General features: G+C 44.5%; 17 protein-coding genes. 8 read left to right on the top strand and 9 right to left on the bottom strand.

Annotated features, from left to right (window positions below; translation table 11 throughout):
* Window positions 1–13: 13 nt before the first annotated feature.
* On the bottom strand, window positions 14–982 hold the full coding sequence (locus B5M13_RS30725) for a KpsF/GutQ family sugar-phosphate isomerase (RefSeq protein ID WP_080060150.1): 969 nt from the start codon (window positions 980–982) through the stop codon (window positions 14–16).
* A gap of 107 nt (window positions 983–1,089) precedes the next feature.
* Here B5M13_RS30725 and recQ point away from each other — a divergent pair, with 107 nt between their 5' ends.
* The 3 genes from recQ to B5M13_RS30710 all read left to right on the top strand — a co-directional run bounded on the left by recQ (window position 1,090) and on the right by B5M13_RS30710 (window position 5,977).
* Complete coding sequence (recQ, locus tag B5M13_RS30720) at window positions 1,090–3,300, top strand: DNA helicase RecQ (RefSeq protein WP_080059285.1); 2,211 nt, start codon at window positions 1,090–1,092, stop codon at window positions 3,298–3,300.
* Window positions 3,301–3,405: 105 nt separating this feature from the next.
* Window positions 3,406–4,692 carry a phosphoribosylamine--glycine ligase gene (gene purD, locus B5M13_RS30715; protein ID WP_080059284.1) on the top strand — a complete coding sequence of 429 codons (1,287 nt, stop codon included), beginning with the start codon at window positions 3,406–3,408 and terminating at the stop codon, window positions 4,690–4,692.
* 94 nt (window positions 4,693–4,786) lie between these two features.
* Entirely contained in the window at window positions 4,787–5,977 is a 1,191-nt protein-coding gene (locus B5M13_RS30710) for a PSP1 domain-containing protein (protein ID WP_245859579.1), read from the top strand.
* Between the two features lie 54 nt (window positions 5,978–6,031).
* Here the strand turns inward: B5M13_RS30710 and B5M13_RS30705 are convergent, their stop codons facing one another.
* The 3 genes from B5M13_RS30705 to B5M13_RS30695 all read right to left on the bottom strand — a co-directional run bounded on the left by B5M13_RS30705 (window position 6,032) and on the right by B5M13_RS30695 (window position 9,304).
* Window positions 6,032–6,991: a hypothetical protein gene (locus B5M13_RS30705; protein ID WP_080060148.1), complete on the bottom strand. Its 960-nt coding sequence runs from the start codon at window positions 6,989–6,991 to the stop codon at window positions 6,032–6,034.
* Window positions 6,992–7,003: 12 nt separating this feature from the next.
* Entirely contained in the window at window positions 7,004–8,848 is a 1,845-nt protein-coding gene (locus B5M13_RS34330; protein WP_245859578.1) for a M56 family metallopeptidase, read from the bottom strand.
* A 96-nt stretch (window positions 8,849–8,944) separates the two neighbouring features.
* Window positions 8,945–9,304: a BlaI/MecI/CopY family transcriptional regulator gene (locus tag B5M13_RS30695; protein ID WP_020597440.1), complete on the bottom strand. Its 360-nt coding sequence runs from the start codon at window positions 9,302–9,304 to the stop codon at window positions 8,945–8,947.
* A 107-nt stretch (window positions 9,305–9,411) separates the two neighbouring features.
* Between B5M13_RS30695 and B5M13_RS30690 the strand changes: the two genes are divergently transcribed.
* The 3 genes from B5M13_RS30690 (at window position 9,412) to B5M13_RS30680 (ending at window position 12,610) form a co-directional block, all read left to right on the top strand.
* A complete protein-coding gene (locus tag B5M13_RS30690) occupies window positions 9,412–9,894 on the top strand; it encodes a gliding motility lipoprotein GldH (RefSeq protein ID WP_080059283.1) in 483 nt (160 codons plus the stop codon).
* Between the two features lie 69 nt (window positions 9,895–9,963).
* A complete protein-coding gene (locus B5M13_RS30685) occupies window positions 9,964–10,602 on the top strand; it encodes a phosphatase PAP2 family protein (RefSeq protein ID WP_080059282.1) in 639 nt (212 codons plus the stop codon).
* A 115-nt stretch (window positions 10,603–10,717) separates the two neighbouring features.
* Complete coding sequence (locus B5M13_RS30680; protein WP_080059281.1) at window positions 10,718–12,610, top strand: amidophosphoribosyltransferase; 1,893 nt, start codon at window positions 10,718–10,720, stop codon at window positions 12,608–12,610.
* A gap of 76 nt (window positions 12,611–12,686) precedes the next feature.
* Here the strand turns inward: B5M13_RS30680 and B5M13_RS30675 are convergent, their stop codons facing one another.
* Window positions 12,687–14,108: a vanadium-dependent haloperoxidase gene (locus B5M13_RS30675; RefSeq protein ID WP_245859576.1), complete on the bottom strand. Its 1,422-nt coding sequence runs from the start codon at window positions 14,106–14,108 to the stop codon at window positions 12,687–12,689.
* 179 nt (window positions 14,109–14,287) lie between these two features.
* Here B5M13_RS30675 and dnaG point away from each other — a divergent pair, with 179 nt between their 5' ends.
* On the top strand, window positions 14,288–16,369 hold the full coding sequence (gene dnaG / locus B5M13_RS30670) for a DNA primase (RefSeq protein ID WP_080059280.1): 2,082 nt from the start codon (window positions 14,288–14,290) through the stop codon (window positions 16,367–16,369).
* 76 nt (window positions 16,370–16,445) lie between these two features.
* Here dnaG and B5M13_RS30665 read toward each other — a convergent pair whose 3' ends face one another.
* On the bottom strand, window positions 16,446–16,841 hold the full coding sequence (locus tag B5M13_RS30665) for a hypothetical protein (protein ID WP_080059279.1): 396 nt from the start codon (window positions 16,839–16,841) through the stop codon (window positions 16,446–16,448).
* Window positions 16,842–17,157: 316 nt separating this feature from the next.
* Between B5M13_RS30665 and B5M13_RS30660 the strand changes: the two genes are divergently transcribed.
* Window positions 17,158–17,853, top strand: a complete 696-nt coding sequence (locus tag B5M13_RS30660; RefSeq protein WP_080059278.1) for a helix-turn-helix transcriptional regulator — start codon at window positions 17,158–17,160, stop codon at window positions 17,851–17,853.
* A 10-nt stretch (window positions 17,854–17,863) separates the two neighbouring features.
* Here the strand turns inward: B5M13_RS30660 and B5M13_RS30655 are convergent, their stop codons facing one another.
* From B5M13_RS30655 to B5M13_RS30645, 3 genes are all read right to left on the bottom strand, one after another.
* Window positions 17,864–18,562 carry a LytTR family DNA-binding domain-containing protein gene (locus B5M13_RS30655; RefSeq protein ID WP_245859575.1) on the bottom strand — a complete coding sequence of 233 codons (699 nt, stop codon included), beginning with the start codon at window positions 18,560–18,562 and terminating at the stop codon, window positions 17,864–17,866.
* Window positions 18,563–19,077: 515 nt separating this feature from the next.
* Window positions 19,078–19,665, bottom strand: a complete 588-nt coding sequence (locus B5M13_RS30650) for a hypothetical protein (RefSeq protein WP_080059277.1) — start codon at window positions 19,663–19,665, stop codon at window positions 19,078–19,080.
* A gap of 295 nt (window positions 19,666–19,960) precedes the next feature.
* Window positions 19,961–20,458 (bottom strand): carboxypeptidase-like regulatory domain-containing protein, encoded by a 498-nt coding sequence (locus B5M13_RS30645; protein WP_080059276.1) that lies wholly within the window; start codon window positions 20,456–20,458, stop codon window positions 19,961–19,963.
* Between the last annotated feature and the right edge of the window lie 4 nt (window positions 20,459–20,462).

Below are 20,462 nucleotides of genomic sequence, written 5' to 3'. Positions count from 1 at the left end.
ATAAGGCGAGCTGTTATACCAAACCCTCTTTTAACAGATCATGTAAATGAATGAACCCATATAACTGTCCAGATTCGGCAACAATAAGTTGTGTAATATCCCGCTCCTGCATCAGTTGTAAAGCGGCCACTGCATAGTCGTCAGGAGCTACGCAAACAGGTTGTTTAGTCATCACATCCTGTGCGCAAAGGTTCCAGAACGAACTATGATCATAAGCCATCCGGCGAATATCGCCATCCGTGACAATACCGATTAAGGAACCGGCCTCATCCACAACAGCAGTGGCCCCCAGACGATTGGCGGAAATCGTAAAGATTACTTCCCGAACTGGTGTGCCGGCTAAAACTTTGGGGCACTGATTGTGTGGAAAAATATCCGCTACTTTTAAATATAATTTTTTGCCTAATGAACCACCAGGATGGTAACGAGCAAAGTCATGCCTGGTAAAGCCGCGTAGTTCTAACAGGCTCACAGCCAGGGCATCGCCTAAAGCCAACGCAACGGTTGTACTCGTTGTTGGAGCCAGATTGAGTGGGTCTGCTTCGCATTCGGCATAAGCATGAAGAACATAATGGGCATGACGAGCCAGATACGATTCCCGGTCACTGACCATCGCAATCAGCCGAACATTAGTCCGTTTTAATAAAGGCAGCAAAACCTTAATTTCGGCTGTATTGCCACTCTTAGAGATAATTAGGACGGCATCATTATCCTGGATCATTCCCAAGTCGCCATGAATGGCATCGGCCGCATGCATAAATAGGGCAGGTGTACCCGTTGAATTCAACGTTGCTACTATTTTCTGGCCGATCAAAGCGCTTTTTCCCACGCCCGTTACAACCAGACGCCCAGTCGTGTTGAGTAACAGATCGACAGTAGCATCGAATTGATCGTCAAGTAAATCGACGATATTACGAATGGCTTCGGCTTCGGCTAGCAATACCGAACGAGCAATTGTGTTAGGATTTTTTATTACTTTCAATGTCAGATTTAGCAATCAGGAAATGTTTGCTGCGTATATTCGCTAACTTTATAAAACAAAGATACAGCAAGCAAAGAGAGTAAAGTAACTTTTGTACGATTTGTAGAATGATGCAGGTTGATGAGTCGATTCATACGACGCTAAAAGAACGACTAAAAGAAATATTCGGGTATAGTCAATTTCGGGGAGAACAAGAGGCCATTATTTATAGCATCCTGTCGGGACGTAATACCTTCGTTATTATGCCTACAGGTGCCGGTAAATCACTGTGTTATCAGCTTCCTGCAATTGTCAGCAATGGTACTGCGGTGGTCATTTCTCCACTTATTGCCCTGATGAAAAACCAGGTCGACCAGCTAAATGCCTTTGGTATCAACGCGCAATTTCTGAATTCGACGCTGTCAAAAGCGGAGATGAACAAGGTTAAAAAGGATACACTGAATGGCTCGCTGAAGTTACTGTACATCGCCCCTGAGTCGCTTACGAAAGAAGAGAATTTGGACTTTTTGAAGAAGGCCAATATTTCCTTCGTGGCTATCGACGAAGCCCACTGCATTTCGGAATGGGGGCACGATTTTCGGCCAGAGTACCGTAAAATTCGGGGTATAGTCGATAACATCGGTAATTTGCCCGTTATTGCGCTGACCGCTACCGCTACGCCTAAAGTACAGCAGGATATCCAGAAAAACCTCCAGATGGAGGATGCCAACCTCTATAAAACGTCGTTCAATCGGAAGAATCTCTACTACGAAATCCGCCCAAAAGTTGATGCTAAAAAGCAACTGATCAAATACATCAAGCAGAATAAAGGCAAGTCGGGTATTGTGTATTGCCTGAGCCGTAAAACGGTTGAAGAAATTGCTGAGCTGCTGAATGTCAATGATATAAAGGCGCTGCCCTATCATGCCGGGCTCGATCCGCAAACCCGGATGAACAACCAGGATGCCTTCCTGAACGAAGACGTGGATGTCGTCTGCGCTACAATTGCTTTCGGTATGGGAATCGACAAGCCCGATGTACGATTTGTCATTCACTACGATGCACCTAAATCGCTCGAAGGGTATTATCAGGAGACAGGCCGGGCGGGTCGCGATGGTCTGGAAGGCAACTGCCTTATGTTCTATAGCTACGACGATATCGTTAAACTGGAAAAGTTTAACAAAGATAAGCCGGTTACGGAACGGGATAATGCTAAGCATTTGCTCACCGAGATGGTATCGTATGCCAATCTAGGGGTGTGCCGACGTCGGCAATTGCTGGGCTATTTTGGTGAGTTTCTGGACAAGGACTGTGGCTTTTGCGATAACTGCATGAAGTCTACCGAGAAGTTTAAAGCGCAGCACGAAGTGGTGTTAGCGCTGCAAACGGTACTCCAGACCGATCAGCGGTTCGATGTGACGCACCTGGCCGATGTACTGACAGCAACCAGCAACCAGTACGTGACCAGTTATGAACACGACAAATTGGCGGTATATGGAAAAGGGCGTGATTTTAATGAAGACTGCAATTTCTGGTGCTCGCTCATCAAACAGATTACCATTTACGGTTATCTAGAAAAGGATGTCGATAACTACGGCGTGCTGAAGCTGACACAGAAAGGACTGAATTACATCGAAGATCCATACCCGGTAACGCTGGCTAAAGATCACGATTACGAGCAGTTGAATACTGAAACCAAAGACGATGACGACCGGGATTCGACACCTGCTGGTGGTGGGGCTGCCTATGATGAAGAATTATTAGGTCTGCTGAAAGCGCTTCGGAAAAAAATTGCCAAAGAAAAGAATTTGCCTCCCTATGTCATCTTCCAGGAAACATCGATGGAGGAAATGGCAACGACTTACCCCACCACGCGCGAAGAAATGGCGCAGATCAACGGGGTTGGAATGGGCAAAGTGCAGAAATTTGGCCGACCTTTTATCGATCTGATTGCCAAATACGTTGAAGAAAATGAAATAGAGACCGCCAAGGATGTAGTCGTTAAGTCAACGGTTAATAAATCAAAAGTCAAAATCTTTATTATTCAGCAGATTGACCGTAAAGTTGACCTGGATGAGATTGCCGAATCCAAATCAATAAGTATGGAAGATCTGATGGAAGAAATTGAGCATATCTGTTATTCAGGTACACGGCTCAATCTCGATTACTATATCAATCAAGTCATGGACGAAGACCGGCAGGACGAAATCTACGACTACTTTATGAACGCCGAAAGCGACAATATTGCGGTTGCTATGCGTGAATTTGGTGGCGATGATTTCACCGAACAAGACCTACGCCTGATGCGTATCAAATTCCTGTCGGAAGTAGCCAATTAAAAAGGAGTCAGGAGTAGGAGCGAGAAGTGAGAATACCTCCGGTAGCGTTTAGCTTGCGCCAGCATTCTCACTTCTCACTTCTCGCTGCTGACTGCTCAACTAAGAATGAATATACTTATACTAGGGTCGGGAGGACGCGAACATGCTTTTGCCTGGAAGTTAGCGCAAAGTCCCTTATGTGATAATTTGTTTGTAGCGCCCGGGAATGCCGGAACCACGCAGATCGCTACGAATATTCCCATTAGCTATAATGATTTTCTGGCCGTTGCCAATACGGTTCGGGATAAGAAAATCGACCTGTTGATTGTTGGGCCGGAAGAACCACTGGTAAAAGGAATTGTTGATTTTTTGCGCCAGCAACCTGATTTGGCTGATTTACGGATTGTGGGGCCTGATGCCGAAGGGGCGCAACTGGAAGGTAGTAAGGATTTCTCCAAGCAGTTTATGCTACGACATGGAATCCCAACGGCCGCATCAAAATCGTTTACTGCCGAAACATTACAGGAAGGGCTAGCCTATCTGGAAAGTCACAGCCTGCCGATTGTTTTAAAGGCGGATGGGTTGGCTGCAGGAAAAGGCGTGATTATTGCAGAATCAGTAGTTGAAGCGCAGACGACCCTGTCCGATATGCTCGATGGCCAGAAGTTTGGCGTTGCGGGTAGTAAGGTCGTGGTTGAGCAGTTTCTGCGAGGTATCGAACTATCGGTGTTTGTGCTGACCGATGGCGAGAACTACAAAATTCTGCCTGAGGCCAAAGATTACAAGCGTATCGGTGAAGCCGATACAGGCCCTAACACGGGTGGCATGGGAGCCGTTTCGCCCGTTGTGTTTGCGAACCAGACCTTCCTGAAAAAGGTTGAAGATAAGGTGGTTAAGCCTACACTATTAGGCCTGCAACAGGAAAATATTCGCTATCAGGGGTTTATTTTTGTTGGGCTGATGAAAGTGAACGGAGAGCCTTTTGTAATTGAGTACAATGCACGCATGGGTGATCCTGAAACCGAGGTGGTTTTACCACGGATTCAAAATGATTTTGTTCAGTTGATGACGGCAACGGCTGATGGTGAACTAGATAAGCTATCGGTGCAGGTATCACCACAAACGGCTGTTACTACGGTGCTAGTGTCAGGTGGTTATCCTGGCGATTACCAGACGGGTAAAACTATTACTGAGTTGGAGCGTTTGGAGGATGTAACGGCCTTTCATGCCGGAACACTGGCGAAAAACGGACAGGTAGTAACAAACGGTGGGCGCGTACTGGCTATTACGGCCCAGGCGAATTCGCTCGAAAATGCTGTCAGGAAATCGCAGGAAGCGGCCCGGATGGTGCAATTTGATGGAAAACAGTACCGGAAAGATATAGGATTAGACCTACTCCGGTACGCTGACTGAGTTTTCTGCTTGCAGTGAATGCGTCTACTGCCAGATAAAAATGGATAGCCTGACTGTAAAGGACTGGAAGCTGAAAACCGTAAACTGAAAATGTATGTCTTGTAAGTCCTGTGCAACCGGCGGGTGTGGAACCCAGCGTGGTGCATCCGACGGTGAGAAAACAGCCACCAAAGGATGCGGCAGCGGAGGGTGTGGCACTGCGGGCTGCAATAAACTGAATTCGTTCGACTGGCTGAGCGATGTAGCCATGCCTGGAAAAAGTCGATACGACGTTGTAGAAGTAAAGTTTAAAGGTGGGCGGAAAGAATATTATCGGAATGTTCATCAGCTTGACCTGACCACGGGCGATTATGTCGTGGCCGAAATGCAATCGGGATTCCATATCGGTGCGGTGTCGCTACAAGGCGAACTAGTACGATTGCAGGTGAAAAAACGGGCCATAAAAATTACCGACGATACCAAAGTTATTCATCGGATTGCCACGCCGAAGGATATGGAACGTCATGAGCAGGCTATTCTGCGAGATCTGCCCGCTCTGTATCGTTCCCGTGAAATTATTCGGGAGCTAAAACTGAATATGAAGTTATCGGACGTTGAGTTTCAGTCCGATAATACGAAGGCAACGTTCTATTACTCGTCGGAGGAGCGAGTTGATTTCCGGGAGTTGATTAAAATGCTCGCCAGTGAGTTCAAAGTACGCATCGAAATGCGGCAAATCAGCCTGCGTCAGGAAGCTGGTCGGCTTGGTGGTATCGGTTCCTGCGGACGTGAACTGTGCTGTTCAACCTGGCTAACGGATTTCAAAAATATTGCTACGTCGGCGGCCCGGTATCAAAACTTGTCGTTGAATCCCGCTAAGTTATCTGGTCAGTGTGGACGTTTGAAGTGCTGCCTGAACTATGAGCTGGATACCTACATGGATGCTCTGCGTGATATTCCAACGATAGAAAAGCCGCTGGAAACGCAAAAAGGGAGGGCTTTCTTGCAAAAAACCGATATTTTCCGTAAGCTGATGTGGTTTGGTTATAGTGCCGAAAGTACCTGGCATGCCCTTCCCATTGCCCGTGTGCTCGATATTGTTGAACTGAATAAAAACGGAATTATCCCCGAGTCATTTGAGGTGCTGACGCCTATCACGGAGAAAGAGCCCGTTACAGCAGCCGCTCTGAATAGCGATCTGCAAAAACTGGATGCCAAATACACGGCTCGATCTGGCAAAAAGAAAAAGAAAAAGACGAAAGGAACTGATAATCAAAAGCCAGCGCCAAACGGCAAAGCATCCTAAAATCAAGAAACCAGCCTATTGAGCTGGTTTCTTGATTTTAGAACAAAACAGCCTCTAGAAATCTCCGGTGTAAAACGGGCTAAAAACATAATAGGTACTATCGCGTTTGGCCCGTTTAGGCGATGTATGAATATTGAGCACAAACCGGGAAAGAGGATTGTCAGGGCGCAGCCACTCCAGGTACGGTCGTTCTTTCGCATACAGGCGAGCCACTTCGCGCACATGGATGGTTTTTACATCGGCTGGCGTAGCGGGTAGGTTGTTAATGAACACATCGACCGACTTGGCATATTCGTCGTAGATACTTAAGTGTTCATTTTTAGTACGCTCGACCAGCGCGTTTTTATTATGGAAGAAAGTGGCTTCCAGTAATTGATTCATGTTGAAAGAATGCGTCTCGCCCAATGGATTTTGGGAAATTACTGCCGCCCGCAACAAACTAAAAAACTGCTCACGTCGGTTGTTGAGTGGAACGCGTTGTGGGCTGGTTTGAATCATAATCTGATACGGTTTTGCTTCCTGATCAGCATCGGCAAAGTGCTCCCATTGGTGAATCACAAATACCTCACTCACAAAATCGGGCGATAGATTTTGAAGTGCTTCGATTGGAACCTCTTTACCATCGATGTAAATTGCCGACGAGTATTTGTAATCTTCGGGCAAGACAAACCGATTGCCTTTGAGCTGAAGAACGACGGGCTTACCTACTACGACTTCAGTACCAAATTTGTCATTAAACAAGGCCATATGGCGGTACCACGTCTGTTTGTCTTCCAGATCGACTACCCGCCCGCGAGTTGGGTTAATGGCAGGTAGCGTTGTTGGAACAAGTAATTGCTCAGATTGGCTTTGTTTGTGCCGACAGGCAAATGCCATAGCTCCCATCAATACTACCCAAATGCCATACCGCCACCAGACAGCAAAGCCCGAACGGTGGCTATTCATCATAAGCACGCGTTCACGAAGTGATGGCCCACTAAATCGATTCGTAAAGGAATATGGATGAACAGGCATAACAACAGGCATTTAAAGCTTGGTGTAGATCAGTATAATACGGTGAGGTTCTTTTTGGTCAGGCAGGTATTTGTCACTTCGAATAATGCTATAGAATTTATCTATTTTAATTGCCTGCAAATCGCTATAGGTAACAGGGCGATTGTTAAGCCAGAATTGGGTTAACTCATTTTTTATAACGCGTAAATACCCTGATTCACTAAAAAACAGACCTGTCTCGTCTTTTAATAAAGCGTTATTTTCTGTCAGACTATTAGCATCATAGCGTTTCGTTATCCAATGGTCTTTTGTTAAGGACAAGCCTTCGGCTATAAGATACTCTATGCGATTTTGTGCTAACAGATTTTGGGCTGCCTGCTCGTCAGCTGTGGCTATTGCTAATAATGATTTTGTAGGATAGTGCGCAGTAGGCATCAGCTCATTTATGCCTTGAATACCAGTCTTATTGATTGAAATCTGGCCGCCAAATGAGTTCATCGGTTTATTATCCTGGACATCATCGGTTGTTCGATGGCTGTGGGCATTACCAGAAGTTAAAGTTGCATCTAAACGGACTAAGTACTTATGCAGCATATCATACTTCATCTCATCAATATCGAGCTGATAGCCATATTTTGCCATTTCCGATTTTAGCTGTACAATGTTGTCGAAAGTTGTTAAGGGGGTTATTATCCAGAATAAGGTATTGTCATGTATTTCAATGTAGCGTGATGCGACTGGAGTACCAATGTTATCGATTGCGTCTGATTCTAAGGCTGTTACTGTCGTAGATTGATGTTCTATCGTTCTTTCTTCGGGCTTCTGTGTACTGGGTTCAATAGCAGAAGTTTCGTTAGTGATTGTCCCGACCGACCTTTCAGGTAAGCTGGCAACTGTTTCAATGGCTTCAGGAATAGGTTTAGGAATGTAGTTATTTAAAGTAGACATGGGTTGCGGATGAGCAAATACCGCAGCGACGGTCAGAGCAGCAATAAAGAAAATAGGGTATTTCAACCAGCTGGCTTTGGAGGATTGTTGCCGGTTGAGCATCAGTATGCGGGATTTGAGTTCCGATCGACTGAAGTGGTTAATGACCCCTGATTGCCCTGAAGCGAGACTAACTTTCAATAGATTATACTGATACGCTTTTGCATCGACTCCTTCTGCCAGTACGCTGCGATCGGCACTAAATTCAAGCGTTTGATGAACGAGGTGGCGAAAAAGGTAAGCTGCCGGATTGAACCAGAAAACGATGCAGGCTAGTTCGGCTCCGATCATGTCTAAGCTATGCCGCTCCCGAACATGCACCCGCTCATGTCGTAAAATTTGATCCAGCTCGTTGTCTGTATGTTGAGCAGGATTGAGAACTACCCAATTGAAAAAGGAAAAAGGTGAGGTTACTTGCTCATTCGTAACCAAAGTAAACTGGTCATATGGCTCATGAACGGATTGATGAATAAGCTTTCGGAGCGATACGACTTGTAGGCCAAATCGGAAGGTCAAAATCAGTACGCCCAGTATGTAAAGCAGCATCAGGGAGAACTGCCAGGACCATGTAAACGGCCTCGGAAGATTCTGAAAAGCCTGATACGTTTTTTGATTTGGAAAGGTAATCGTCACACTCGGATCTGCAGTTGATGCGTTCGGGAGTACTTTCGGGACAATAATCTGGGCTGTTTTATGCATCACCGTCCGTACGCGCTGCGGGCGCCAGTCTGGCAATTCGAGCAGGGGAAGAATCAGCGCACCTGCCAGTCCAACCCATAACGCCAGTCGATTGGCCACGAAAAACGTTTCGCGCCGGAGCAAAACGTAATAAGCAACGCTCACAACGGCCAAAAGACCATTGGCTAGCACGATGTAGCGAAGGGTTTCCATAGTTAAGGCGTCATTTGTTGGCATTGATGGTCATTAAATTGTCATTGACTACTAGCTTCATTGCGCAACGAATGACCACCAAATGACCATTTATGACTATTTTTTTTCGATCATTGCCAGAATTTCCCGCAGCTCATCAGCCGAAATCTTCTCATTTTTAGCAAAGTAGCTGACCAGATTTTTGTACGAATTATCAAAATATTCGTCAACTACTTTTTTCAGAACAAACCGATTCTGATAGGCTTCCTTACTAATAATCGGGTAATATTCATGCGTATTTCCGTAAGCCCGATGGCCTACATAGCCTTTTTCTTCCAGATTACGGACAATAGTTGATACCGTATTGTAGTGGAGAGGAGGGTCCGTAAACTGCGGAACCATGTCTTTTACATACGCTTGCTCCATTTTCCAGAGCACCTGCATCACTTCTTCTTCTTTGGCTGTTAGCTTTTCCATAGAGCAAAGCTAAAACTATTTTTATCGTTTGCAAACTATTTCAATAGTTTTTTGTCATTTGAAAAGCCAGCCAGCCCGTCGTAGTTTTGTGTAATATTTCTGGACGTATGAAGCAATTAAGTTTGGGGCTGCTTATGGTCTTGCTGACCATTGGCTGCAATACGAATGCCGTTTATAAAGAATATACCGACATCGATGAAGGGAAATGGTATATCAAGAACGCACCATCATTCACATTTGAAATTACCGATGCTACAATACCGTACAATATCTATTATAACCTGCGCAACAGCTTGTCGTACGGCTATTATAATTTATATCTGACTCGTTACCTGCGCGATGCCAGTGGCAAGGAAATTGAATCCAGGCTCGATGAATTAATTCTGATGGATCCCAAAACGGGCAAGCCTAACGGCGATGGGCTAGGCGACTTATTCGACCATAAATTTCTGATGAAACGCAACTACCGGTTTCCAAAGCCCGGAAAATATACCATGCAGATTCGTCAATATATGCGTCAGGACCCTCTGCTTAACATCTTGAGCGTAGGTATTACCGTCGAAAAAGCAACTCCCCCGTCATCTCACTAAGCGCTACGTTGGAGGAAGCGTCGATGGGACAGTCCATGCTTCTTACCTGAGCTGGCAAAACGTTAACGAATGCTACTTCATTTTATCCGTAAAAACTGGCTTTTCTTTCTGCCCTATGCGATTTTACTGGTTGTGGTGGGTTTGCTGCAATTGATGTATTCGCAGGAGCAGCTTATGCAATGGGTTAATATCCGCAATAGCTTGCTGGCTGATCGTGTATTCCCATACATTACCTACTTAGGCGATGGTGCTACCTTTGTTATCGTTTGTGTGCTACTGGCCATTTTTAACTGGCGTATTGGCGCAATGGCCTTCGGCAGTTTCCTTTTATCATCACTAACATCAGAGTTTTTAAAGAAAGTTGTATTTAATGGATCGCCCCGGCCGCTAAAATATTTTGAGCATTCAACCTTTCAGTATCACCTTATTGAAGGGCTCGATATTCATAGTTATAACAGTTTTCCGTCGGGTCACACTATCTCGGCTTTTGCGATGTTTAGCCTGTTTTCTTTTCTGTATACCCGCAAAGAGTTGGGCTGGTTTTTCCTGTTTTTAGCTGCTCTGACCGGTTTTTCGCGCATTTATCTATTCCAGCATTTTGTTGAAGATGTCTATGCCGGATCGGTAATCGGTACGGTTTCATCGGTAATTATTTATTTACTTATGCGCCAATGGGTAATGAAAGAACCAAAATTTAACAACAACTAGCGACGCTTTTATATACCTTTGTTTGGTGCTCTGCCGAACCATTGCAGGTGCGGAGCCGTTACTGCTGTAGTACTTCATTACTGACGAGAACCAACGTGCTTCGACACTCTCTCTCATGAGCGACGCCATCAAACATGAGTGCGGAATAGCCCTGATTCGGCTCCGCAAACCCTATCAATATTACATCGACAAGTACGGAACCCCTCTGTACGCAGCCAACAAACTTTATCTGCTGATGGAAAAGCAGGTAAACCGAGGCCAGGATGGAGCCGGTATTGCCAACATCAAACTTGATGTCCCAGCCGGTCACCGTTACATCAGCCGATACCGCTCTGTCGATCAGCGCCCCGTAACGGACATCTTCGAGAAGGTGAACAAAAAGTTCAGAAAGGCACTGAAAGGCAATAAGCACAAGGCCAAAGATGCCAAATGGCTTCAGGAAAACATTGCCTTCACGGGTGAGGTCTGGATGGGGCACCTGCGTTACGGAACCCACGGTGCCAATGAAATCGAGAACTGCCATCCTATGCTTCGTCAAAACAACTGGCGCAGCCGAAATCTGGTCGTAGCGGGGAATTTCAACATGACCAATGTAGACGAGCTGTTCGATAAACTCGTTTCTTTGGGCCAGCATCCGAAAGATAAGGTCGATACCGTTACGGTAATGGAAAAAATCGGACACTTTCTGGATGAAGAAAACCAGCGCGTGTTTGATCGGTTTAAGGGAATTTACGAAAACCCTGACCTTTCCGACATTATTGAAGACAATATGGATCTTCAGCGTGTGTTGCACCGGTCATGTCGTGATTTTGACGGGGGCTATGCCATGGTAGGCATGACGGGCTACGGGGCTGCTTTTGTGGCGCGTGACCCGGCGGGTATTCGCCCGGCCTATTATTACGCCGACGATGAAATTGTCGTTGTAGCGTCGGAAAAGCCAGCGATTAAAGCGGCTTTCAATGCCGAATACAATGCGATTAAGGAGGTCCAGCCTGGGCATGCACTTATCATTGACAAGTATGGTGAGTATGCAGAGCAGCAGTTTGTAGAGCCTATTGAAAAGAAATCATGCAGTTTCGAGCGGATTTATTTCTCGCGAGCTACTGATCCCGATATTTATAATGAGCGGAAGGCACTGGGTAAACTCATGATTCCGCAGATTCTGAAGGAAGTCGATTACGATCTAGAAAATACCGTCTTCTCTTACATTCCAAATACGGCCGAAACAGCGTTCTTTGGCATGGTAGAAGGGTTGGAAGAATACCTCTATAAGCAGCGTAAAAAAGCGATTATGGAAGGTATTCTGTTTGAAGAGGAATTAGACCGGGTCCTATCGTTCCGTCCACGGATTGAAAAGCTGGTTGCCAAAGATGTTAAGCTTCGGACGTTCATTACCGACGACTCGCAGCGCGACGATATGGTGGCGCATGTGTACGATACGACCTTTGAAGTTATCAAAAAGGGGAAAGATAACGTTGTTGTAGTCGATGACTCGATCGTTCGTGGCACTACGCTCGAAAAAAGTATCCTCCGAATGCTGGATCGGCTCGGGCCTAAAAAAATCATTATTGTTTCGTCGGCCCCCCAGATTCGTTTCCCCGACTGCTACGGCATCGATATGTCGAAGTTCAGGGAATTTATAGCGTTCCGGGCCGCGCTTGAACTCCTCCGGGATCGTGGGCAGGATTATTTACTCGATGAAGTATACGCTCAATGTGTTGCCGCTATTGAATCGGGTAATGCTACACAGCAAAACTATGTGAAGGCCATTTTTGATCCGTTTACCCATGAAGAGATCTCGAAGAAAGTGGCGCAGATCGTTACTCCCGACGATTTAAAGGCTGAAGTAGCAGTCGTTTATCAAACCGTTGAGAACCTGCACAAAGCTTGTCCCAATCATTCGGGCGACTGGTATTTTACGGGTAATTACCCAACTCCCGGTGGAAATAATGTCGTCAACAAAGCCTTCGTTAACTTTATGGAAGGCAAGTTGGTAAGAGCTTATTAGAACGAGAAAATTGAGTAAAAAAGGTGGTAACGGAAAGGGATACAATGCTAGACCTTTCCGTTACCACCTTTTTTTATTAGCTTTTGGACTTAGCCCAAGCCAGTGCATTCACATTGGCACCGATCTTTTTGCCTTCGGTCAGCCCGGTTTCGTTATCCTGATGCGTGTGAATGTTGCCATAGAAGCGCGAATCGGCCGATTCCTGAGCGGCCTGTACAAATGAAGTAAAGGATCGCGCTTTAAAATCAACATTTCGCTGAGCATCTTTCACTCTTCCTACGTGCGAATCATCCGTAAAGGCAAAGTTATCTCCATAAAGGGCAGTTAGTACAGTAGCCGAAGCCGATGATTGAGTTGCATGGCCTGAAGGATAACCCGGAAAAGGTGGTGCAGGCCAGAAAGGAATCCATTTAGGGTCAATTGTAAGGCGTACGTAGGTATAGGGACGTAAATTATTGTAGATGTATTTGCAGCGCCAGCACAAGATAAATGCATCGGCTACTGAAATTCCTGTTCGGGCAAAAGTTTCGGCTGCTTTCCCCAGGTCTGCTTTTGCTGTAGTTACGGCAATGCGGGCAATGCTGTACGAGTGTCCGGGAGGGGTGAAGGTTTCGGCCGGATTATCGGCCCACCAGACAGCTATTTCTTTTTCTGTCTGAGTTAAAGTCTGCGATTTCTTATAGACATCCATATACTGTCCGAATATAGCTGACTTAACGTCTGTCGAGTAAGCGAGTGGTTTGGGCATAGGTAAGGCGTTGTTGGCCTTCACAAACGTCCGAACCTGACCCCAATAGGGTTGCATTGGAATCTTCTGTCCGTTCTCGGTAGGTTGCCACAGACCTGGCCCGGTTGGCACCACATAGCTTGCCGGAAAATTGCGGGTGTATCCTTCGTGGCCACCATCCGTTTTCGACCAGTCAAAAATGGCATCGGCAATTTTCTTTCCAAACTCGATCGATCGTTGATTAACAGCCTCATCCGTATCCTTGTTCGCATTCAGGTTGACGGTTTCCAGGGAATCAATCAGGGCTTTATTGGCGGCACTGGTAGTAGGGTATAAGCTACGTAGGATGGCCGCTTCGGCGGCATTGGCACTTAAGGCCCAGTTATAGGTTTTTCCTGACTCAACCTGTGGTAGTGCTGTAAGCCCCTGGAGTTGGCCTACTAACGATTTTCGGGTAGCAATACCCGGTACAACCGCTTCATACATGGTAACGCCAGCATAACCGTATGCACGTGAAGCAACCGGGGGCGTAAAGCCAGCCGTCGTTTTGGTTAATTTCAACTGCAAAGCAGCCCAGGCTGTGGCTACATCATTCTTATATTCGGTTGCAGGTTTTCCCGCTCCTATCGTTGGTTGTACGTCGTCGGTAGGTTGTTTCCGGCAGGCCTGCAATAAAGCGATTAACAGTACTATTGTTAGAATATTCTGATAGCTACGTCTGATCGATCGGGTCGAAGATTTGTAACATTTCGAACGGAGACCTGTGTTCATGGGATTGACGGAGTAAAGGTGTCCTTACATCAACTAGTCATTTAATTATCAATCAGGATACTTACAAAAACATTGCCAAACTTGCCTGCCGATCAAGGGAGTAGTATTTGGAAATCGAAAGTGAACGAACTCCAGTTTCGTTGTACATTTGATATACTGATAAAAACCAAGCCTACTCAATGCGCATTCCCGAAGAAACAGTAGAACGAATTCGCCAGTCTGTCGATATTCTGGAAGTAATCAACGACTTTGTTTCCCTGAAGAAGCGCGGGAGCAATTATATCGCCTGCTGCCCTTTTCATAATGAGAAAACGCCGTCGTTTAACGTAAACCCTAGCCGACAGATCTACAAATGCTTTGGTTGCGGAAAGGCTGGCGATGCGGTTCGGTTTGTAATGGACATTGAAAATATTGGCTATGGTGAGGCCCTTCGTTATCTGGCTAAAAAGTATGGCATTGAAATCGAAGAGCAGGAGCAAACGCCCGAAGACTTACTGCGCCAGAATGAGCGTGAAAGTCTCCTGATCGTCCTCAACTTTGCCAAGACATTTTTTCAGGAAACACTTCTTAATTCCGACGAAGGGAAGAGCATAGGGCTCAGTTACTTTCGTGAGCGGGGCTTTTCTAACCCTACCATCGAAGCCTTTGAGTTAGGCTATACGCTCGACCAGTGGGATGTACTGTTGCAGGAGGGGCAGCGACGAGGGTATAGCCTAGATTTACTCGAAAAGGCTGGGCTCATTTTGAGTAAAGAAGGGACTGTTGGTAAAGATCGTAAGATATTTGATCGCTTTCGGGGAAGAGTCATGTTTCCGATTCATAACGTATCGGGGCGTGTCATTGCGTTTGGTGCCCGAATCCTGAAAACGGATAAGAATCAACCAAAGTACCTCAACTCGCCCGAAACAGCTGTTTATCATAAAAGTCAGGTATTGTATGGTATCTATCAGGCCAAACAAACTATTCGACAGGAAGATGTCTGTTATCTGACAGAGGGTTATACAGACGTAATCTCGCTGTATCAGGCCGGAATTAAAAATGTTGTTGCCTCCTCTGGTACGTCGCTCACTACGGAGCAAATCCGACTAATTGCCCGTTTTACGCCGAACGTAACGATTCTGTATGATGGCGATGCCGCCGGTATTAAAGCGGCTCTGCGCGGGCTTGATATGGTGCTGGAAGAAGGCCTCAACCTCAGACTGCTGCTATTACCCGATGGCGAAGACCCGGATAGCTATGTGCACAAAGTCGGTGCAGAAGCGTTCAAGGCATACATTCAAACTCACTCGCAGGATTTTATCGATTTTAAAGCGAGTCGCTGGTTAACGGAAGCGGGCGATAATCCACTGAAGCGAGCCGAAGGGATTTCAGATGTATGCGCAAGTATCACTAAAATTCCAGATCCGCTCAAACGGCAAACACTTTCGCAACGTGTGGCGCAGGTTTTCCATGTAAGCGAACAGTCGGTTATCTCCGAAATAAACCGATTACTGAGAAAGCAGCAGGAACAGCATAAGAAAGATCACGAACGACAACAGCAGCGTAGCTCATCGAATAAACCATCTGCTAATTCAAGTAATACTTTAACTGCAAGTGAGCCTTCGGTGGATGACATCAATGCGTTATTGGATGGATTTAGCGAAGAAGCTCCCGAAATGGCTGGTTTTGTTGAGACAGCTCCGCCTGAATCGGCTCCATCGGCTAATTTTTCAAAAGCCGTTAGAACACCCATATCGTATCAGGAGGAAGAATGTATTCGGTTGTTGATGAATTATGGGGCTCGGGAGTTGGAGCCTGGCATTTCACTTTGCCAGTATATGCTTGATGAACTTCATGAAATAGAGTTTCAGACAGCTCCTTATAATCTAATGCTGGCACTGTTTCGGGAAGCCTATAGTCGAGGGGAGATCTTAACCGCCAATGACTTCCTTAATCGCAAGATAACGGATGAGACTGATTTACAGAACCGCGCTATCCATCTAACGACCCCACGGTATGAAATTAGTGAGGGGTGGTTAAAACATGAGATTTTTGTGCCCTCGGAGGAGGAAATAGGCATTTTGGCTGACGCTGCCTATCGAAATATTCTTCGAATCAAGAAAATGATGGCTGAGAAACGAATGGGCGAGTTACAACAGTTAATGCGGGAGTCTCGTAATAAAACACCCGAGGAAGCAGATCAGATTCTACTGGAGTTTATGCACTACAAGCGCATTGATATGCAGATTTCAGGGCTACTGGGCACAGTAATTTCCGGTTAAGCGGTACTATCGCGTAAAAGCCCTGGCTATAAAGTTATAACCAGGGCTTACCTTTATCATTAGGAGAGGGTGAACGCTATGCCTGGGCGACCGTCATGGCGCCAATTACACCGATTAACTCGGCGTCGATTTTACGATTTAATTCACGCAAAAGATTTGCATGAGTATGCAGTTGGCCGGGCTTGGAAGGAAGCGCCGAGCGGCCTGACTTTGACATGGGAGCCATATCGAACAACAAGGTCATGAGTACATCGCTCATTTGTTCACGCAATTCGATCAACTTTCGCAAACGAGTTCGGCTCACCGTCGATTGGCGCGAGGACGAAGCCTGTAATGAATGAATAACCTGGTTCAGCTTAGCATACCGACGATGAAAAGCATCTGTTGCGCTTGCCCATTCCATAACCAGTTTTTGAATTTCCTCAGCCGACGCTTCGTAGCCGAAAAATTTTGTTGCTTCCTCCTGATTCATCACCCTTGCTTGAAAATTTCTGTTTGTGCGATTGACTGAATCAAAAGTATGTCTGTTCCCTTGCTGTAAGCAAATGGTCATGCGTGAAATCACCCATTTTGAGTATGAAATCACCCATAAAGTGCGAAATCACCCTGAATTTCGCGTGAAATGAGGCTAAAGGCGGCTGAAATCACGGTAGGTTATGCGTGAAATCACTGTTAACAATTAAGCTTTAGTGGACACTTTCGTCTGAAAATGGACTATTTAGTTTATATGGTGTTACCATTATTGAAGAATTGGTGTTACCTTCATGCACCCATATATGTAATCGATCATGAACCAATCAACTGGTGTCCAGGAGGGCACTAAAAACTTTGCTATTCGCAGGCGAGACTTCTCTATTCTCGTCGCCCAATCGGAGTTATTCAACTGCGAGGTCTTAAGTCAGCTTTTACGGGAACAAGGGTATAATGTCGTCGGCCGGGCGGTCGAGATGGAAGATACCCTACAGCAGATTCGCGTCAAACGCCCCAAGTGCGTTATTGTCGAATCAGAAATTTCAGGACAGGGTAGTCTGGATATCGTAGAGCAAACCCGAAGCGCCAATCAGCAAACCCGATTTATTTTATACACCCGTAAGCCCGATCTGCGTACCATCGCCTATGCTATGCAAAAGGGCTTTTTTGGCTTCCTTTATGCCTCCGACGGCCTGGATGAACTCTATCGCTGCTTCCAGACGGTTAGTAATGGCGGTTGCTACTATAGCAACGGTTTTATGGATTTGTTGCGGAATTTCGGCGTTAATGTCATTTCCGACGATACGCGCGAGGAGCTAAATCGGTTGACCGACCGCGAACGCGAAGTATTGCGTATGATTGCAAACGGGGATACCTGCGTTGATATTGCTGAACGATTAAATATTAGCTATCGGACAGCAGTAAACCACAAGGCGCATATCGCCCGGAAGCTAAACCTGAAAAGCTGTCGGGAGTTACCCCGCTATGGTATATCTGTAAAAAACTATCTGTGAGTTAGATAGGTTATCTTACTTCAAGTAATTCTTTATTTTCTTTCTGCAACCACTCACGAAGCTCCTGCATCCTCATGCGTGGAATCACTATATCCTGACTTGTTGGGGTATTGAGTCCGACAATGTATTTGCCATTTTCCCAATGAGCATAGCTTTGTATTGCCTGTCGATTGACAATGTAGTCCCGCTTGATCCGGAAAAACTGGCCAGGGTCTAGTTCGGCTTCGAGTTCATTCAGGGTTTTACTGATAAGGTAGCGACCTTTAGCTAGTTCGGCGTAATACAATCGCTCCTCGATGGTGAAGAAATAAACATCTTTGACTGGAAAGTCCAATTCACCTTGTGCATTTCGGCCTTTTAGGGAGGTTAAATAAGGAGATGATGCAGTGGAATAAGATTTGAAAGTTGCAAGGGGCCACGAAGCTTGTCCTCTTTGGAAAGCCTCTGTTGCTTTAAGTTTCGCTATTTGCTTCTGTTGATAAAGATAATCTTTCAGAAGCGAAATGTTAATAGCTATATAGCCAATTAATAAGAGAGGTACTAAATATTGAAAGTATATTTTCCAACTATAAGTATATATAATGTATCCCTCCCAATACGCTTGCCAAGAATAAATAGGCCCTGCTTCTAGAAAAATAACGTACGGTTTGGGTAATTGGATTAAAGACGAAGAATGATAGACAGATGACAGGTAAGAAACATAATTCATATCGTATTATAGATTTTAAAGTATTATTGACAGCATGTAGATTAAACAAATGATGGGATCGATTTATCAAATAGAAGAAAATCAAAACAGTACAAACCTCTGGGAGTAGCATGACTTTTAGGACTAAATATGTATAGGTTACCCACCCTCCAAGACGTTCAACCTGGATAATCTTGTGTTTATAGCCAAAATACCAAGAAATAATTTCAAAGAAAAGATAAATTACTGTTAGTAAAATTATACTGTTCAACGGCTTTTTCAGGAAAGCCCGTGTAATTCGAATTTCTTTCATGGCGCTAACTGGGTTTAGTTAAGTAGCCAATATAGGGTGATTTAGTGATTTGCTAATACGTACTACTGAAATTATTTCATTGTGATCAGAACTAGTAGATAACTATCCTTTCCGGGAAAGCGCATAGCTAAGGACCATTAGCCAAACGATCATTTCTAAACAGAAATGATCGTTTGGCTAATGGGGTAACTTGTAGAATTTATTTTTCGGATAAAGAATTGAACTACCCCAAAGGAGAGATTTTATAACTGCCATCTTTATTAAAACGGATAATAACTGCTCCTCCGCCCCCAGTCACCCATCTATGATTCCCTTCTTTTCGCTTTTCATTATCCGGCAGCACAGAACTTGTCCATCTTGTTTTTATGGTTGGACGAATGAATACTCGATCCCCAATAATTTGCTCTAAACATCGATTTAGAGATGCTTTATCTCCTGATGTTTTTAATACTCGTCCTGTTGAGTCAGCATCGTAAATCAAAATTATTTCCCCCTGAAAATCAGAAAAACGAGTAGGTGGGTTATCCTTATAACTGTCGTCGATCTGGGCAAACAAAAGCCAACACAGTTGATTCTGACTATTTTTATATTCATATAGATTAATAATTCCTTTATCATATGTTGTGTTAAAGGATTGATTATGAAGGCAGTCTTGTATATATTGAAATAGAATTTTCTTTTTGACTGGATCAGTAGCAAGCTTCACCTCCTTAATTTCATTACAAGGGGGTGGATAGCCTTCTTGAGCATATACCCAAAAAGAAAAAAAAGACATCAAAAAGGTAATTTTAAGGATTTGTTGGAGCTTCATTATCTTTCGTATTTTAAAGTATTGTTTATATATATTTATAAGATTATGGAGATTTAGTTTTATGAATGTTAGTATTCTATACTTAGAAGCTGTTTAAACTTTTCTTCTGTCAGAAAGACACGGTACTTATTTGACCCTTCTTTACCCCTAAATCCTCTCCAAGTGATCAGTCAAGTAGGTAGCCGTATAATTGATCTGGCTACTTAGCAGAAACTGCCCGTAAAGTTGTGCAGTGACTTTCAGGCTATTTTTGATCTCAATTTACCACTTTTGCGTAAGCCCTAAATTTATTAACTTATTCTAATGGAATTTTATCAATTAATAGCCAAAAGTTTATATTAATAGTTTCGCCTGCTTTAACTTTTATTGTTTTAGTTGTTAATCTATGATATGGATAGCACAATCCTGTCACTTTATAGTTGCCAGGTAAGACTTTAAAGGAAAAAAGCCCGTTAGTATCTGCATTTATTATTTTATGTTTAACTTCGACAGCAGCTATCTTCAGGGATTCGCCCGTTTCTTTGTCAAAAATTTGACCTTTTATAAAACAGAACGAGGTATTATTTTTTCTCTTTACCAGAGTATATCTCCCAATAGTTTTATCTTGAACATTCTTTAAAAGAGTAAACGTTAATTCTCTGTTTTCAAGTTTGCTATTAAGCAGTCTAGAATAGAAATTGCTATCACTTTTCTTATATCTATAAAAAAAGTATTGGTTAATTCTATAGATATATAAGCAACTCATGATTGCTACTAATAGTACTTTTGCAGAAAAAAAATGGGTTAATGTCATAATT

This window comes from Spirosoma aerolatum (genome assembly GCF_002056795.1).
GTDB lineage: Bacteria > Bacteroidota > Bacteroidia > Cytophagales > Spirosomataceae > Spirosoma > Spirosoma aerolatum.
Note: the sequence above shows the minus strand (reverse complement) of the source record. Positions and strands in the feature narration are given on the sequence as shown.